The following is a 16,017-nucleotide window of genomic DNA, read 5'->3' as shown; positions in this document are numbered from 1 at the left end:
CGCTCAGCGTTATTCCCACGCCGAACAGGCTTACTATTAATTTAATTTTCATATATCCCCAGAAATTGCCAAAAGATGTGGTGGCCGACAATGCCCAGCAAAAAGCCCGCCGGAATCGACGGTAAGTTGAGTGTTTTATAGTTTTAATAAACCGCCGGGCTTATTACCCGACGGTGATAATGGTTATTTCCGTGTTTTCTGATCCATCGCCATAATAAAGCTGTATTCCAGCGCGCTATTTTCAAGCCGCGTCAGGCGGCCCGATTTTCCGCCGTGCCCGGCCGTCATATCGGTCGCCAGCAGCAACACTGAATCTCCCTGTTTAAATCGACGCAGTTTGGCTACCCATTTGGCCGGTTCCCAATATTGCACCTGCGAGTCATACAGGCCGCTGGTGACCAGCAGGTTCGGAAAGGCCTGTTTACCTACGTTGTCATAAGGGCTATAGGACTTCATCAACGCATAAGCCTGCGGCTGATTCGGATTGCCCCACTCTTCGTATTCACCGACCGTCAGCGGGATGCTGTCGTCCAGCATGGTGGTCAGCACATCAACAAAAGGCACCTGCGCCACCACCGCGTTATACAACTGCGGTGACTGATTGATCACCGCCCCCATCAGCAACCCTCCTGCACTGCCCCCCATGGCGTAAATGCGGCCCGGCTGGCCATAACCCTGTTGGATTAATGCCTGGGTGCCGTCGATAAAGTCACTGAAGGTGTTTGGCTTATGAGTCAACTTGCCCTGTTGGTACCAGTTCTGCCCCAACTCGCCGCCACCGCGCACGTGGATTAGCGCATAAACGAAACCGCGATCCAACAAACTAATGCGGTTGGCGCTAAAGGCCGGATCCATACTCATGCCATAGGCACCATAACCGTACACCAGCAGCGGGCTGTGCCCCGGTTTGAACATGGCTTTGTTGTAGACCAGCGAGACCGGTACCTTCACACCGTCACGCGCGTTAATCCACACTCGCTCGCTGTGGTACTGGCCAGGATCCACCCCCTTCACCTCCTGCTGTTTCAGCAGGGTGCGCTCGCCTTTATTGAGATCCCATTGGTAGGTGCGGGTCGGCGTCGTCATCGCCGAATAGCCGTAGCGCAGCTGCTGGTTGTCCGGATCCGGGTTATAGCCCAGCCAGGCCATATAGCTGGCGTCATCGAAAGGAATACTGCGCTGGGTTTTACCGTCCCAACTGATTTGCCGTAGCTGTACCAGACCATCAGCTCGTTCCTTCACGACCAGCCAGTCACGAAACACCGTGAAACCCTCCACCTCGCGCTTTTCCTGCGGTGCTATTAGCGTTTGCCATGGCTTGCCGACTGCCGCGGTCTGGTACAGGCCAAAATGCGGGCTTTGGTGGTTAGAGCGTAGATAGAACTCACCGCGATAGTGGTCTAGATAATACTCGAGGCCGTTCTTGCGTGCGGCGAATAGCACCGGTGTGCTCAGAGGCTGATTAGCGTCAATCAGCCGCGCCTCAGAAGTGGTATTGCCGCTGATGGTAATAATGACGTAGTCGCGCGAAGAAGAACGACCCAGGCTCAAATAGAACCCGCCATCATTTTCCTGATAGACCAGTTTGTCGTCCGCAACCGGCGTGCCGGACTGATGGCGGTAAACCTGATAGGGCAACAGGGTTTGCGGGTGGTTGCGAATATAAAATAGCGTCTTGCCGTCATTGGCCCACGCCATATCACCGGAGGTGTTTTCAATCACTTCCAGCGCCCATTTTCCACTGTCTATCTCACGCAGCGAAATACGGTACTGCCTGCGCCCCTGCAGATCTTCAGCAATCGCCATCTGCTGGTTATCCTGGCTTATCGCCATCCCGCCCAAACGATAATAATCCTGCCCCGCCGCACGCTGATTGGCGTCCAGCAAGGTTTGCCACGGCGCATCGGCCGTCAGGGCCTGGCGCTGATACAGAGCAAAATCTTTGCCTGCCGCATAGCTTTCCTGATAGCGATACCCATTAAGTTGGTAGGGCACCGAGCGATCTTCCGGGCTGATACGGCCCAGCATTTCCTGATACAGCGTATCGCGCAGTTTTTTATACGGTTGCATCATCTGCTCGGTATACCGGTTTTCCGCCGTCAGATAATTCAGCACCTTTTTATTCTGCCGGCTGTCGTCACGCAGCCAATAATAATCATCCACCCGGGTTTCCCCCAGGGTAACCAATTGATGAGGGATAATCTCAGCGCTGGGTGCCAGCGGTTCCGCCCTGGCGGTCTGGCCCAATAAACTCAATGAAATCACGGCATAGGTGGCCGCACGCCAACGCTGGCGGCCCGACAGAAGTGGATGTTTCATAATCCCTCACGATGGTTTGGCATCAGCAGCCCCCTTTTGCATAGGTGAACAAAAAAGGTAAAAGACCGCCGCTCACAAAATAAACTATTGGCCGGCGTTCATTGCGGCCAGATTAAAATCGATGGGCATCGTCACCTGAATCTTGCCCTGCCGCAGCATTTCGACCGGCGGTGGCGGCAGTGGCTGTGCCCGTATGACCACGGCCAGCGCTTCCCGATCCAGCGAAGCAGTACCCGACGGGGCATGCAAGGCCAGATCGAAAACCCGCCCCTGTGCATCCACAGAAAAAGACACCTGTGGCATACCGGTACGGCGGCGGCGCTGCGCATCCGGCGGATAACGTTTGATGCGGTTTAGCATTCCCTTTACCCGGTTTTCCCACGACAGCTTGACCTGTTCGTTGCTTGCGGAATCGCTGTTCAGCGGTGCGGCCGTCTGCCGGGCCATGTGCAAGGCTTTCGGTGCCGCAGCGCTGGAGGCAGCAGCACGCTTAACCTCTTTTACCTGCTGTTCCGGCTGCGGCTGGGCTTTCTGCGGTGGTCGGCGTTCAGTCCGCTTTTTCTCAGCCACGCTAATCCTGGTCTTTTCGGCCCGCGCCAGCTTGGGCAAATCGGGTTGATCCTGCGGCTCGGCCGGTTGTGCCTCAGAAGACTCGGCCTGTTGCACGCCCAACGGCAGCGGCCTGGGGCTTTCCGGTGCTTCAATCTGCGCCGCCCAACTCATCATCACCGCCGGTGGTGCCAACGGCATCGGCGGCAACGATTTGGACGGCCAATAAAACAGCAGCACCGACGCCAGATGTACCGCTAGCGCACATAAAAGTCCGCGCGCCCAGCGCGGCTGTGGCATTGAGGCGAGCGGACAAGATAAAGACTGACTTAGCATAGGGATATTAGAACACTTAATTACGAATGATTTTAGATCTCATTTGCTAATGATAATCATTTGTAATTTGTATTAATAGTTCTTTTCTCCGTCTTAACCTAATCATTTAACCGCTGGAGTCACCCACAGGTAATCCGCTACCTGCATATCGACCTGTACACCGGGCTCAGCCAGCATCAATACGATCGGCAAGGCTGCCGGCTGCAGATCCTGCACGTGCAGCGGCACCCCCACCGATTTTGAAGCATGATAGCCGCCGGCAATCAGTAGCGTCGGCGTCGGCGCGGCCAGCAAACGTTCGGCCATACGTCGATCGCGCTGCTGTTGGATCGCCAACATGGCGTGCAACTGTTGAGGTTCAATTTTCCCACCGTGCGAAGTCCGGATAGTTTCTTCCAGCGCCTTCTGCACCGCCGGACGCACGGAGAGTTGGCCCGGCGGGAAAACCGGCTGCTGATAGAATGCCATGATTTCATCGCGATCCAGGTTGGCCGACCATAGCGGATACGGTGCGCGCATCGCCGCCATCGTCAGTTCGCCGTACAGCGGCCATTTCCAGCCAGGTTGCCAATCAATCAACTCCGCCACGCGGCTGTCGCGTACCGCCGGACTGCCCTGCAGCCAGTGCTTCACCTGACTCACTTTGGCTTGTTGACTCGGGGTAATCATCTCCATCAGTACGCTGCCCTGCGGCCGCTGTTGCGGTAAGTTTTCCACCAGCCACAGTTCAATCCGGTGGTGGTACGGGTTGTCATGTTTTTCCCCGACGATGATCCGTGGCTGAGCGGCCAATCGACTCAGTAATTGCGCCGGCGACAAACTTTCACCGCTGCGTAAATCAGTAATTTCCCCCAGGTTATCAAGGCTGTTCTTCGGCGAGGAAACCGGGGCCTGACTACAGGCACCCAGTGCCAGCGCGGCCAATAAAATCAAAAATCTCATCATGCTGCCCCTGTAATAAAAGTGGCGACATTATAGATAATAATTATCATTTGCATATAGAGAACCCCCTTTCCTGAGACGCTGATAACGGTTTTTGCTTTATGGTTTCCGCTCACACATTGATTTCGTGAAGTATTGCGGGTATAACCGATAGCCATTTAGCTGTTTAGACGTCTACACGGATAGAATATTATGCACTCAGCCGTTCCTGCCGAAGGGCAGTTCAAACGCACCATGAAGGCCCGGCATCTGGTGATGCTGTCACTGGGCGGCGTGATTGGTACCGGGCTGTTCTTCAACACCGGCTATATCATTTCCACTACCGGTGCTCTCGGCACCCTGCTGGCCTATCTGATCGGCGCATTGGTGGTCTATCTGGTGATGCTGTGCCTGGGTGAACTGTCGGTGGCGATGCCGGAAACCGGCGCTTTCCACGTCTATGCATCACGCTATCTTGGCCCGGCCACCGGTTACACCGTCGCCTGGCTGTACTGGCTGACCTGGACGGTAGCTCTGGGCTCCAGCCTGACCGCTGCCGGTTTCTGCATGCAGTATTGGTTCCCGCAATCACCGGTGTGGCTGTGGTGTTTGATCTTCTGCGCGGCGATTTTCCTGCTTAACGTGGTCACGACCCGCTTCTTTGCTGAGAGCGAATTCTGGTTCTCGCTGATCAAGGTCGTCACCATTCTGGCGTTTATCATCCTCGGCGGTGCGGCCATGTTCGGCCTGCTGCCGATGAAAGACGGCACGCCAGCGCCCTTCCTGCATAACCTGACCGCCTCCGGCTGGCTGCCAAACGGCACCTTGCCGATCCTGATGACCATGGTGGCAGTGAATTTCGCGTTTTCTGGCACTGAGCTTATCGGCATTGCCGCCGGTGAAACCGAGAACCCGGAAAAGGTGGTGCCCTGGGCGATACGTACCACGGTGATCCGCCTGATGCTGTTCTTTATCGGTACGGTATTTATTCTGGCGGCGTTGATCCCGATGGATCAGGCCGGGATTGTCAAAAGCCCGTTTGTGCTGGTATTTGAACGCATCGGGGTGCCCTATGCCGCCGATATCTTTAATTTCGTGATCCTGACCGCCATTTTGTCGGCGGCCAACTCGGGCCTGTACGCCTCGGGGCGCATGCTGTGGTCGCTGGCCAACCAGCGCACCCTGCCGGCCTATTTCTCCCGCGTGAATAAACGGGGTATCCCAATTAACGCGCTGACCTTCAGCATGCTCGGCGGCGTACTGGCATTGCTGACCAGCGTGATCGCCCCGGACACGGTGTTCGTGGCGCTGTCAGCGATTTCCGGCTTTGCGGTGGTGGTGGTCTGGTTGAGCATCTGTGCCTCGCACTTCGCTTTCCGCCGTCATTATGTCCGCAGCGGCCAGCCCATTTCCGGCCTGAAATACCGTGCGCCGGGCTACCCGCTAACGCCGATCGTCGGTTTCACCCTGTGTCTGCTGGCCTGCGTCGGGCTGGCGTTCGACCCGGAGCAGCGCATTGCGCTTTACTGCGGGCTGCCCTTTGTCGCCCTGTGTTACATCGCCTATTACCTGACCCGCCGTGCCGGGCAAAAAACGTCTCTGGGAGAGAATCATGTCGGTTAACAACCCTGTCGCCACGCTCTTGAGCGCTCACCCTACGCTGATTTTAGACGGCGCGTTGGCCACCGAACTGGAAGCCCGCGGCTGTGACCTGAGCGACCCGCTGTGGTCGGCGAAAGTGCTGATTGAAAACCCTGAGCTGATTTATCAGGTGCATCTCGACTATTTCAACGCCGGGGCGCAGTGCGCCATCACCGCCAGCTATCAGGCCACGCCACAAGGCTTTTTACGCCGGGGCCTGAGTCAAGCGCAGTCACTGGCGCTGATTGCCAAAAGCGTGCAGCTGGCGCAGCAGGCACGCCACGACTATCTGATGCAGCACCCGCAAGCTGCACCGCTGCTGATTGCCGGCTCGGTAGGCCCCTATGGCGCTTATCTGGCCGACGGATCTGAATATCGCGGTGATTACTCGCTGCCGCAGGATGAAATGATGGCTTTCCATCGCCCGCGTATCAGCGCACTGGCTGAAGCTGGGGTGGATTTACTGGCCTGTGAAACCCTGCCGTCATTGAGTGAACTGCAGGCGTTGCTGACGCTATTAGAAGCGTTCCCAACCCTGGGTGCCTGGTTCGCTTTCACTCTGCGCGACAGTCAACACCTCAGCGACGGGACGCCGCTGACCGAAGTCTTGGCTCTGCTGCACGCCAATCCACAGGTGCTGGCGATAGGCATTAACTGCATTGCGCTGGAAAATGTGGCTCCGGCACTGCAGCAGTTTGCCGCACTGGCTGACAAGCCGCTGCTGGTCTATCCAAACTCGGGTGAACACTACGACGCGGTAAGTAAAACCTGGCATGCCTGTGGTGGCACACACGGCAGTTTGATTGATCAAATTGGCGAATGGCAACGCATCGGTGCCCGGCTGATTGGCGGCTGTTGCCGCACGACACCGCAGGATATCCGCCAGATCGCCGCACGCTGCAAAGCATAAAATAAAAAAAGCCTCCGGCGCCGAAACGCAGGAGGCTGGTTGTCACTCAAGGCTTATAACGGCGTGGTCTGCGCTTCCACCACGGCCAGCGCCACCATGTTGACGATGCGGCGTACCGAGGCGATTGGCGTCAGGATGTGTACCGGTTTCGATACCCCCATCAGCACCGGCCCCACGGTAACGCCTTCGGAAGAAGATACGCGCAACAGGTTGTAGCTGATTCGCGCCGCTTCCATATTCGGCATGATCAGTACGTTGGCCGCCCCTTTCAGCGGGCTGTCCGGCATCAGATCGTTACGGATGCTTTCCACCAGCGCGGCGTCACCGTGCATCTCACCGTCAATCTCCAGCTCCGGTGCCATCTGGTTCACCAGCTCCAGCGTTTTGCGCATCTTGCAGGCCGCCGGGTTATCGGAAGAGCCAAAGCTGGAATGAGACAGCAGCGCCACCTTGGGTTCAATCCCAAAACGACGCACGGTTTCCGCCGCCATCAGGGTAATTTCTGCCAGTTGCTCCGGCGTCGGATCGTCATTGACATAGGTGTCGGCAATAAAGGTGTTGCCGCTTGGCAGCAGCAGCGCATTCATCGCCCCGGCGACGTGTGCCCCTTCGCGGAAACCAAACACTTTCTCGACCACGTCGTAATGCTCGTGATAGCTGCCGATGGTGCCGCAGATCATCGCATCCGCCTCGCCGCGATGCAGCATGATCGCCGCAATCAGCGTCGGGTTACCAATGACTGCACGCCGCGCCTGTTCCTGCGATACGCCACGACGCTTCATGATCTGGTAATACTCGCCCCAGTATTCGTTGAAACGCGGATCGGACTCGTTGTTCACCACTTCAAAGTCTTTACCCGGCGTCAGTTGCAGGCCGAGTTTTTTCAGCCGCATTTCAATCACGCTCGGGCGACCGACCAGGATCGGATAGGCCAACCCCTGCGACACCAGCTCCTGAGTCGCATGCAGTACCCTTTCCTCTTCCCCTTCCGCCATCACCACGCGCTTCATCTCTTTTTTCGCCTGGGAGAAGATAGGTTTCATGAACAGGTTGGTTTTGTAGACGAACTCGGACAGTTTTTCGACGTAGGCGTCAAAGTCTTCGATTGGACGTGTCGCCACGCCCGACTCCATCGCCGCCTTGGCAACCGCCGGGGCAATTTTAACAATCAGGCGCGGATCGAAAGGTTTTGGAATGATGTATTCAGGACCAAATGACAGGTCCTGATCGCCATAGGCCGAAGCCACCACGTCGCTCTGCTCTGCCAGTGCCAGATCGGCAATCGCATGCACGCAGGCCAGCTTCATCTCTTCGTTGATGGTGGTCGCGCCCACGTCGAGCGCGCCGCGGAAGATGAACGGGAAGCACAAGACGTTGTTCACCTGGTTCGGATAGTCGGAACGACCGGTACAGATAATGGCATCCGGACGCACGGCTTTCGCCAGCGGTGGCAAGATCTCCGGTTCCGGGTTGGCCAGCGCCATGATCAACGGATCTTTGGCCATGGTTTTCACCATATCCTGGGTCAACACGCCCGGACCGGAACAGCCGAGGAAGATATCGGCATCCGGGATAGCATCCCCCAGCGTACGCTGGCCGTTGTCTTCGATGGCGTAGGCCGCTTTGGTCTGTTCCATGTTGGCGTCGCGGCCTTTGTAGATCACCCCTTTGGAATCGCAGACGGTAATGTTCTGCTGACGCAGCCCCAGCGCCACCAACAGGTTCAAACAGGCGATCGACGCCGCGCCGGCACCGGAAACCACCAGTCGCACGTCGGAAATATTCTTTTTCACTACCCGCAGACCGTTCAGCACTGCAGCGGTGGTAATAATGGCGGTGCCGTGCTGATCGTCATGGAATACCGGGATCTTCATGCGCTCACGCAGCTTCTGCTCGATGTAGAAACACTCCGGCGCTTTGATGTCTTCCAGGTTGATACCGCCAAAGGTGGGCTCCAGCGCGGCGATGATGTCGATCAGCTTGTCAGGGTTTAGCTCATCGACTTCGATATCGAAAACGTCGATGCCGGAAAACTTCTTGAACAGCACGCCTTTCCCTTCCATTACAGGCTTACCGGCCAAGGCACCGATATTCCCCAGCCCTAAAACCGCCGTACCGTTGGAAATCACCGCCACCAGGTTGCCGCGTGCGGTGTATTTGTAGGCCGCGAGAGGATCGGCAGCAATTTCCAGACAAGGGGCTGCAACACCCGGCGAGTAGGCCAGCGCCAGATCGCGTTGCGTAGCCAGCGGTTTGGTTGGAGATACCTGGATCTTCCCTGGGGTCGGATACTGGTGAAAATCAAGCGCACTCTGTTTGAGCTGTTCGTCCATTATGGGTTCCTATGCTTTTTGCTTTTATGTTGAGGTAAGACTTGTAAACCTTTAAGGCTATGAGGCTGCGTCCTGTCATTGTCCGTGGCGCCGTCGCAGACCCAAAAGCCCGTAATCAAGGCAGAGGGAGCAGAGCATAGCGGGCCTATGTTCAAACCCGACAACGCGGAGTACGGGCTTTTGGGGCGCGACCCGAAGGGCTGGGGCCATTTGAACGCGCATCTGTGTTACGAGTCGCTTATTTGGCCCACCAAACCTCACGACCCGCGCCTTGCTGCGCGTCCAAATGACCGCCAGCGGCGCTCACGTACAATGGCAGGGCACAGCCTTTAAGTATAGTGAGAGAAACGTCACAAACTTTGAAGCGGGCCATAACCTTGATCGAAATAGTTTTTTAAAAGTAAAAAAAGAAGTACCACAGGAGGGAAAAGAAAAACACTGCCGTCAGTGCGACTGATAGTGAGTTTGATAACAAAGTTGTTTTTTAGCTCGAGATACCCGGGCCTAGCGCACCGAGGGGCGCTCCGGCAGCCAAGGCTGCTACGACCCCTTCGGCACGCTCTCCCTAATATCGGGCATCATCAGTAGTCTGAATACCGTCAGTGCGACGGCAGTTGGGCTCGCCAGGCATTGAGCGTCGCCACCCGGCCTGCGCAAATTTGTAACGAGGTTTGTAGTGCCAGCGTGTAACTCAGCGCATCGCCCCAGGTGTTACCCAGCAACTGCGGCTGCTCGCACGGGGTAAACACCGACTCAGGGGGCAACAGCACCACCGGCGCTGCTGCCTGTGGGGGTTGGGCGCAGGAGCTCAATAACAGCGCCAGGCATAGGCTGCCCAGCACAGGCGTCATTTTTAATCGCTTCACGGTATTTCCTCTGGTAAACGTCGCTTTGCTGACGCAACTGCTGTTCCTGCTGCCGTTGAGCCACCATCAATGCCCGGTTCTGGGCATCCTGGGTTTGCAGCGTGGTAATCAACCCCGCCTGTTGCGCCAGGGTCTTTTGCTGTTCGCTCGCCTGCTGTCGCACCCGTTCCAGCCGATGCGACAACAGCGAGCTATAAGCGGCCAGGCAGATGGCTGCCAACAGCAGCAGTAACAATCCCCCCTGCGCCAACCGGCTTAACCAGGCGCTCATACCGGGTAATCCCTGAAGGAAAGCTGGAAGTGTGGCCCGTCCTTCAGCGTTTTCCATTCGCCCCCCCACTCAACGTTAACCGCACATTCGCGTGCCGCACGGCGCACCGCCACCGCGATTTGCGCGTAATAGTCCCATTCCCACGACACCACGCCCGCCGGCATGGCCACCACGTCCACCGCGTGACCGGTTAAATGGCGACTTTTCAGCGTCTGGCTTTGACCACCCCGCACCAGATCGCGTTGACGCGCCATGGTACGCAGCCCCTCGGTGATGGAAAACGGCACCAGCGAGTACTGCAACGCCAGCCGTATCACCCGCACCAGATCCGGATGAACACCCACCAAATTCGCCTCACTGCGCGCGGTAAACCGAATATCTTCAATTTCATTTATCATTTTTAAGCCCCGTTTTTTTTCCAATGATTCTTTTAATTAATGCGCTGATATAATCGGCCCCAAGAAAGCCAATCAGTACGCTGGCAAGATTCGCCCACTTTAATTCCAGCCCGGTCAGCGCTAATGCATCGCGTACCGTCCAGGCCAATAATGCGCACATGCCGGCATTTAACAGTCGGCGCCGCATACCTACGTTGCGGTAAGCGCCGTGCAATAACGCCATGATGCCCGCCAAAATGGCATTCATCACCGGCTGTAGATATTCACATGCTCGCTGGATAATTAAGCCAACAGCGTCTGGCTCTAAGCTGGACATAGCTGAACTCCTATTTTATTTTAATTAACTGCCAATCACGGCCGGTGGGATATCGGTACCTTCAGAATCTAGTTAAGGATGCTATAACAAAGCAAATGAATAAATACAGCCTCTAAGTTCAAATTGATTCATGCTCAGCGATGGCACAACAAGCCCTGATAAATAACGGTGCCGAGCGATAAAAAATTCATCTTTACTGTGATTTATTTCGACTTCTCTTTATCAGGAAAATAAACATTAATAGCGGCGAGAGAATGGCTCTCAATAACAACAAACCTCAACCCTGGAGAAATACCATGTCCGAACGTAAAGCCGTTATTGGTTATTATTTCATTCCAACCAACCAAATTAATAACTATACCGAGTCTGATACTTCAATCGTGCCCTTCCCGGTATCCAACATCACACCGGCCAAAGCCAAACAGCTGACCCACATTAATTTCTCGTTCCTCGACATTAACGCCAATCTGGAATGTGCCTGGGATCCCGCCACTAATGACGCCAAAGCGCGTGACGTGGTCAGCCGGTTAACCGCGCTGAAGGCACACAACCCCAGCCTGCGGATCATGTTCTCCATCGGCGGCTGGTATTACTCCAACGATCTGGGGGTTTCCCATGCCAACTACGTCAACGCGGTGAAAACACCGGCGGCGCGTATCAAATTCGCGCAATCCTGCGTCCGCATTATGAAAGACTACGGCTTTGACGGCGTGGATATTGACTGGGAGTATCCGCAGAGCAGTGAAGTGGACGGTTTTGTCGCCGCGCTGCAGGAGATCCGCACCCTGCTGAACCAGCAAACCCTGGCTGACGGCCGCCAGGCATTGCCTTACCAACTGACTATTGCCGGTGCCGGTGGCGCTTTCTTCCTGTCGCGTTACTACAGCAAACTGCCGCAGATCGTCGCCTCACTCGATTACATCAACCTGATGACCTACGATCTGGCCGGCCCATGGGAGAAAATCACCAATCACCAGGCGGGACTGTTCGGCGACAGCGCCGGGCCAACCTTCTATAACGCGCTGCGTGAAGCCAACCTGGGCTGGAGCTGGGAAGAACTGACCCGCGCCTTCCCAAGCCCCTTCAGCCTGACGGTAGATGCGGCGGTGCAACAGCATCTGATGCTGGAAGGCGTGCCGAGCAACAAGATCGTCATGGGCGTGCCCTTCTATGGCCGGGCGTTCAAGGGCGTCAGCAGCAGCAACGGCGGCCAGTACAGCAGCCACAGCACGCCGGGGGAAGATCCGTTCCCAGGCACCGACTACTGGCTGGTGGGTTGCGAAGAATGTGTCCGCGACAAGGATCCGCGCATCGCCTCCTACCGCCAACTCGAGCAAATGCTATTGGGCAACTACGGCTATCAGCGCCTGTGGAACGACAAGACCAAAACGCCGTACCTGTATCACGCAGCCAATGGCCTGTTCGTTACCTATGATGACGTCGAAAGCTTCAAGTACAAGGCGAAGTACATCAAGCAGCAGCAACTGGGCGGCGTGATGTTCTGGCATCTGGGCCAGGATAACCGTAACGGTGACCTGCTGGCGTCGCTGGACCGCTATTTCAACGCGGCGGACTACGATGACAGTCAACTGGATATGGGCACCGGCCTGCGTTATACCGGCGTTGGCCCCGGTAATTTGCCAATCATGAGCGCCCCGGCCTACGTGGCCGGTACCACCTATAACCAGGGGGCGCTGGTGTCTTATCTTGGCTACGTCTGGCAGACCAAATGGGGCTTCATCACTTCCGTACCCGGCTCGGACAGCGCCTGGTTGAAAGTGGGCCGCGTGGCATAACGGCAGGTTGACGCATTAAAAAACCCCGGGGCCGATGGCAACGGGGTTTTTACTGCGCATCCCTTCGTGGTCAATTCCCTCAGTTGTTACACCAAGGGTAACCCCCATCACGTATCACCTCACGCCCCATCAGGCTAAAGACGTCGCTCTTGCGCGTCAGCCGTTCGTGCCACCAGCTAAATCCGGCGCCTTTGCTGGCCGGGTGCCAGGCCAGCCAAATCATTTCGTCACCTTTTTGCATATCGACCGGTACCGTCACCAGTTCACCACTCGCCAACTCTTTTTCTATCAGCGCCGGTGGCAGGAAGCCGTGACCAATGCCGCGCTTGAGGAGCGCCAGCTTGCTTTCGACGTCGCACACCACCAATTGGCGCTGCAGCGGCATGGTGCCGTGATTGCGCTTGGGCAACTCGTGGCTGCTGTCGGCTATCACCACCACGATATCGTTCAGCCGCTGGTTTTTGTCCACCGGTTTTTTCTGCGCCGCAAAGGGATGCGAAGGTGAAACGCACAACACAAAGTTCAACTTGCCGAGCATCAGCGTCTTGGCCTGCACGCTGTCCGGGATCTGGCCGATGGCGATAATCAAATCCGCCCGGTTGTTCTTTAAAGCATCCCAGGTGCCATTCAGCGCTTCACGCTGTACCGCAATGTTGGCATTCGGGCTGTGTTGGATATAGTCACGGATATCCTGGGTGATAGTTTCCAGTGGAAAGAAATTATCGACGACGATGCGAATATTATTATCGAGTTTTGGGATGTTTCTCACCCTGCTCTCAAGATCCTGCACCGCATTTAAAATCCAGCTGCCTTCCTGCAGCAAGAATTCCCCTTCATCTGTCAGGGTAATCATCGGGCCATTACGATGAAAAAGTTTCACGCAGAGTTTACTTTCAATATTGGATACCCGATAGGATATCGCCGAAGGCGTTTTATGCAATGCCTCCGCCGCCATTGAGAAAGAGCCGGTACTTTTTATGGTGCTGATTATTTTAATCGCATCCAGGGATAATCTAGTCATACAAATTCCTCTTTAAAATAAAATAAGAAAAAATTGACACTAAATTCCCAAGTGGTTGGCGCGTAAAAGTCGTTCAAGTCACACAAGAGTAAGTAAAACCACAAGCAATATACTCCATATCGGAGAACGCCATCTGAAAGACCATTCATCAATCCTTTAAATAAAATTCATCATGACGCCGTTTTTTTAGACAGCAGTATTTAAATAAATTCAACCAAGAAACGAAAGGCAATCATCATAATAATTTTAGTTAATAGCCTATAAAACATTCCATCCTGACGACCAAGACTAAGAGTAAAAATAAAACAAGCCGCCAAGAATGATGTTTTTAATTTCGTTAATAACCTCTCATTTCACCGGTGAAATAAATCCAACTTACAATACAACTTCAGTCAGGAGTGACTTATGAACAATACTTCCCGTACCCTCATGTCCCTGGGTCTGCTGAGCGCCGCATTGTTCGGCGTATCGCAACAGGCTGCCGCCCACGGCTATGTCGAAACACCGGCCAGTCGTTCTTACCAGTGCAAGCTGCAACTCAATACCCAGTGCGGCAGCGTGCAATACGAACCGCAAAGCGTTGAAGGGCTGAAAGGCTTCCCACAGGCCGGTCCGGCAGATGGGCATATCGCCAGCGCCGACAAATCCACCTTCTTCGAACTGGATCAGCAAACCCCGACCCGCTGGAATAAAATCAACCTGCACACCGGTGCCAACTCCTTCACCTGGACGCTCACGGCTCGCCATAGCACCACCAGCTGGCGTTATTTCATTACCAAACCGAACTGGGATGCCTCCCAGCCGCTGACCCGTGCGTCATTTGACCTGACGCCGTTCTGCCAACAGAACGACGGCGGCGCGATCCCTGCTGCGCAGGTCACCCACCACTGCAACATACCGGCAGACCGTAGTGGTTCGCACGTGATCCTCGCCGTGTGGGATGTGGCAGATACGGCCAATGCCTTCTATCAGGCAATTGACGTTAATTTGACTAAATAATAAGGAAGGGGAATACCGCAGGGTTCAGCCGGGTGCTGAACCCTTTTTTATTGCCTGTCTCCGCTATAAGCCTGGTTTTTCTGATCAACCCCCCGCTTTTTTAACACCGTCCGGCGGCCGCAAAGCCCTGGCCCGCCTGGTTTTTGTGGGGTTCCATCGTTCTTATCCATTGCAACAATCAGAAAAAGCGCATTTTAATCGGCAGGCTTCTGATGCAGTGTGTGCAGCCTACGATGGAAAACGTTCTCATTTCCCTACATTGACGTTTGGTCAAGGAGCTTATAAATGAATCAACTCGATGCACTCAAGCAGCTTACAACGGTTGTAGCCGACAGCGGCGATATCGAATCTATCCGCCAGTTCGAACCGCAAGACGCCACCACCAACCCTTCACTGATCCTGAAGGCCGCTGCACTGCCTCAGTATAAGCCACTGATCCTCGAAGCCCTGAGCTATGCCCGCCAGCAAGGCGGCAGCAAAGAAACCCAATTGATTAATGCCTGCGACAAACTGGCGGTCAACATCGGCGTCGAAATCCTGAAAAGCGTACCGGGCCGCATTTCCACCGAAGTGGATGCCCGCCTGTCCTTCGACCGCGGTATGTGCGTGGCCAAGGCGCGCAAGCTGATTGGCATGTATCAGGAACAGGGTATTGATAAGTCCCGCATTCTGATCAAGTTGGCTTCTACCTGGGAAGGCATCAAAGCCGCCGAGGAGCTTGAAAAAGAAGGCATCAATACCAACCTGACGCTGCTGTTCTCTTTCGCCCAGGCCCGCGCCTGTGCCGAAGCCGGCGTGTTCCTGATTTCACCCTTCGTTGGCCGTATCTATGACTGGTATCAGGCTAAACAGCCTGCGGCTGACTACGATGCCGAGCAGGATCCTGGCGTGAAATCAGTGCGCAACATTTATGAATACTACAAACAGCACCGTTATCAGACGGTGATCATGGGTGCCAGCTTCCGCAAGGTAGAGCAAATTCTGGCCCTGACCGGTTGCGATCGCCTGACCATCGCACCAAACCTGCTGGAACAGCTCAAGCAAAGCCAGCAGCCGGTCGAGCGTAAATTGACGCCATCCACCGAAGGTTTCCATCAGCCTGCCCCACTGGCGGAGGCTGAATTCCGTTGGCAGCACAATCAGGACGCCATGGCGGTTGAAAAACTGGCCGAAGGTATCCGCCTGTTCGCCGTTGACCAGCAGAAGCTGGAAGATATGCTGGCCGCCGAACTGTAATCACACTGGAGTAAAACATGTCCTCTCGTAAAGAGCTTGCCAACGCCATCCGCGCACTCAGCATGGACGCCGTACAAAAAGCAAATTCCGGCCACCCGGGTGCAC

15 protein-coding genes are annotated in these 16,017 nt (G+C 55.4%); 6 read left to right on the top strand and 9 right to left on the bottom strand.

Translation table 11 applies throughout. The annotated features are described in order from the left end of the window. Positions 1-183: 183 nt before the first annotated feature. The 3 genes from OCH02_RS00070 to OCH02_RS00060 all read right to left on the bottom strand — a co-directional run bounded on the left by OCH02_RS00070 (position 184) and on the right by OCH02_RS00060 (position 4,146). Complete coding sequence (locus OCH02_RS00070; protein ID WP_261429136.1) at positions 184-2,319, bottom strand: S9 family peptidase; 2,136 nt, start codon at positions 2,317-2,319, stop codon at positions 184-186. 84 nt (positions 2,320-2,403) lie between these two features. Continuing rightward, positions 2,404-3,168 carry a TonB family protein gene (locus tag OCH02_RS00065; RefSeq protein ID WP_261429134.1) on the bottom strand — a complete coding sequence of 255 codons (765 nt, stop codon included), beginning with the start codon at positions 3,166-3,168 and terminating at the stop codon, positions 2,404-2,406. 138 nt (positions 3,169-3,306) lie between these two features. Further along, positions 3,307-4,146 (bottom strand): ChaN family lipoprotein, encoded by an 840-nt coding sequence (locus OCH02_RS00060; RefSeq protein WP_261430771.1) that lies wholly within the window; start codon positions 4,144-4,146, stop codon positions 3,307-3,309. 192 nt (positions 4,147-4,338) lie between these two features. On the opposite strand from OCH02_RS00060, the gene mmuP reads away from it, so the two are divergent. Both mmuP and mmuM read left to right on the top strand, forming a co-directional pair. Further along, the gene (mmuP, locus tag OCH02_RS00055; RefSeq protein ID WP_012146182.1) at positions 4,339-5,748 is read left to right on the top strand and encodes an S-methylmethionine permease; all 1,410 of its coding nucleotides are present in this window, start codon (positions 4,339-4,341) and stop codon (positions 5,746-5,748) included. Next, complete coding sequence (gene mmuM / locus OCH02_RS00050) at positions 5,738-6,676, top strand: homocysteine S-methyltransferase (RefSeq protein WP_261429133.1); 939 nt, start codon at positions 5,738-5,740, stop codon at positions 6,674-6,676. The genes mmuP and mmuM overlap by 11 nt, the downstream gene beginning before the upstream one ends. Positions 6,677-6,729: 53 nt before the next feature. Here mmuM and maeB read toward each other — a convergent pair whose 3' ends face one another. The 5 genes from maeB to OCH02_RS00025 all read right to left on the bottom strand — a co-directional run bounded on the left by maeB (position 6,730) and on the right by OCH02_RS00025 (position 10,860). After that, positions 6,730-9,009 (bottom strand): NADP-dependent oxaloacetate-decarboxylating malate dehydrogenase, encoded by a 2,280-nt coding sequence (gene maeB, locus OCH02_RS00045; protein WP_261429132.1) that lies wholly within the window; start codon positions 9,007-9,009, stop codon positions 6,730-6,732. A 599-nt stretch (positions 9,010-9,608) separates the two neighbouring features. Then, positions 9,609-9,779, bottom strand: a complete 171-nt coding sequence (locus tag OCH02_RS00040) for a hypothetical protein (RefSeq protein ID WP_174353512.1) — start codon at positions 9,777-9,779, stop codon at positions 9,609-9,611. Continuing rightward, positions 9,763-10,146: a hypothetical protein gene (locus OCH02_RS00035; RefSeq protein ID WP_261429131.1), complete on the bottom strand. Its 384-nt coding sequence runs from the start codon at positions 10,144-10,146 to the stop codon at positions 9,763-9,765. Before OCH02_RS00035 ends, OCH02_RS00040 begins: the two co-directional genes overlap by 17 nt. After that, positions 10,143-10,544: a M15 family metallopeptidase gene (locus tag OCH02_RS00030; protein ID WP_261429130.1), complete on the bottom strand. Its 402-nt coding sequence runs from the start codon at positions 10,542-10,544 to the stop codon at positions 10,143-10,145. The genes OCH02_RS00035 and OCH02_RS00030 overlap by 4 nt, the downstream gene beginning before the upstream one ends. After that, entirely contained in the window at positions 10,534-10,860 is a 327-nt protein-coding gene (locus tag OCH02_RS00025) for a phage holin, lambda family (protein ID WP_261429129.1), read from the bottom strand. Before OCH02_RS00025 ends, OCH02_RS00030 begins: the two co-directional genes overlap by 11 nt. Positions 10,861-11,156: 296 nt before the next feature. Between OCH02_RS00025 and OCH02_RS00020 the strand changes: the two genes are divergently transcribed. Continuing rightward, positions 11,157-12,656, top strand: coding sequence for a glycosyl hydrolase family 18 protein (locus OCH02_RS00020; protein WP_261429127.1), 1,500 nt, complete (start codon positions 11,157-11,159; stop codon positions 12,654-12,656). Positions 12,657-12,735: 79 nt separating this feature from the next. On the opposite strand, the gene OCH02_RS00015 is transcribed toward OCH02_RS00020, so the two are convergent. Beyond that, complete coding sequence (locus tag OCH02_RS00015; RefSeq protein ID WP_261429125.1) at positions 12,736-13,677, bottom strand: LysR family transcriptional regulator; 942 nt, start codon at positions 13,675-13,677, stop codon at positions 12,736-12,738. A gap of 405 nt (positions 13,678-14,082) precedes the next feature. On the opposite strand from OCH02_RS00015, the gene OCH02_RS00010 reads away from it, so the two are divergent. The 3 genes from OCH02_RS00010 to OCH02_RS25460 form a co-directional block, all read left to right on the top strand. Then, positions 14,083-14,676 carry a lytic polysaccharide monooxygenase gene (locus tag OCH02_RS00010; protein ID WP_012146190.1) on the top strand — a complete coding sequence of 198 codons (594 nt, stop codon included), beginning with the start codon at positions 14,083-14,085 and terminating at the stop codon, positions 14,674-14,676. A 285-nt stretch (positions 14,677-14,961) separates the two neighbouring features. After that, the gene (gene tal, locus OCH02_RS00005) at positions 14,962-15,912 is read left to right on the top strand and encodes a transaldolase (protein WP_261429123.1); all 951 of its coding nucleotides are present in this window, start codon (positions 14,962-14,964) and stop codon (positions 15,910-15,912) included. 17 nt (positions 15,913-15,929) lie between these two features. After that, positions 15,930-16,017: hypothetical protein (locus OCH02_RS25460; RefSeq protein WP_133177284.1), on the top strand; the 88-nt coding region annotated here is incomplete at its 3' end.

This window comes from Serratia quinivorans (genome assembly GCF_946227985.1).
GTDB classification, from domain to species: Bacteria; Pseudomonadota; Gammaproteobacteria; order Enterobacterales; family Enterobacteriaceae; genus Serratia; species Serratia quinivorans_A.
Note: the sequence above shows the minus strand (reverse complement) of the source record. Positions and strands in the feature narration are given on the sequence as shown.

Coding starts and splice junctions, on each gene's coding strand:
- maeB (WP_261429132.1), bottom strand. CDS start 9,009: ATGGACGAACAGCTCAAACAGAGTGCGCTTGATTTTCACCAGTATCCG.
- mmuP (WP_012146182.1), top strand. CDS start 4,339: ATGCACTCAGCCGTTCCTGCCGAAGGGCAGTTCAAACGCACCATGAAG.
- OCH02_RS00015 (WP_261429125.1), bottom strand. CDS start 13,677: ATGACTAGATTATCCCTGGATGCGATTAAAATAATCAGCACCATAAAA.
- OCH02_RS00035 (WP_261429131.1), bottom strand. CDS start 10,146: ATGAGCGCCTGGTTAAGCCGGTTGGCGCAGGGGGGATTGTTACTGCTG.
- mmuM (WP_261429133.1), top strand. CDS start 5,738: ATGTCGGTTAACAACCCTGTCGCCACGCTCTTGAGCGCTCACCCTACG.
- OCH02_RS00025 (WP_261429129.1), bottom strand. CDS start 10,860: ATGTCCAGCTTAGAGCCAGACGCTGTTGGCTTAATTATCCAGCGAGCA.
- OCH02_RS00030 (WP_261429130.1), bottom strand. CDS start 10,544: ATGATAAATGAAATTGAAGATATTCGGTTTACCGCGCGCAGTGAGGCG.
- OCH02_RS00020 (WP_261429127.1), top strand. CDS start 11,157: ATGTCCGAACGTAAAGCCGTTATTGGTTATTATTTCATTCCAACCAAC.
- OCH02_RS00070 (WP_261429136.1), bottom strand. CDS start 2,319: ATGAAACATCCACTTCTGTCGGGCCGCCAGCGTTGGCGTGCGGCCACC.
- OCH02_RS00010 (WP_012146190.1), top strand. CDS start 14,083: ATGAACAATACTTCCCGTACCCTCATGTCCCTGGGTCTGCTGAGCGCC.
- OCH02_RS00065 (WP_261429134.1), bottom strand. CDS start 3,168: ATGCCACAGCCGCGCTGGGCGCGCGGACTTTTATGTGCGCTAGCGGTA.
- tal (WP_261429123.1), top strand. CDS start 14,962: ATGAATCAACTCGATGCACTCAAGCAGCTTACAACGGTTGTAGCCGAC.
- OCH02_RS00060 (WP_261430771.1), bottom strand. CDS start 4,146: ATGAGATTTTTGATTTTATTGGCCGCGCTGGCACTGGGTGCCTGTAGT.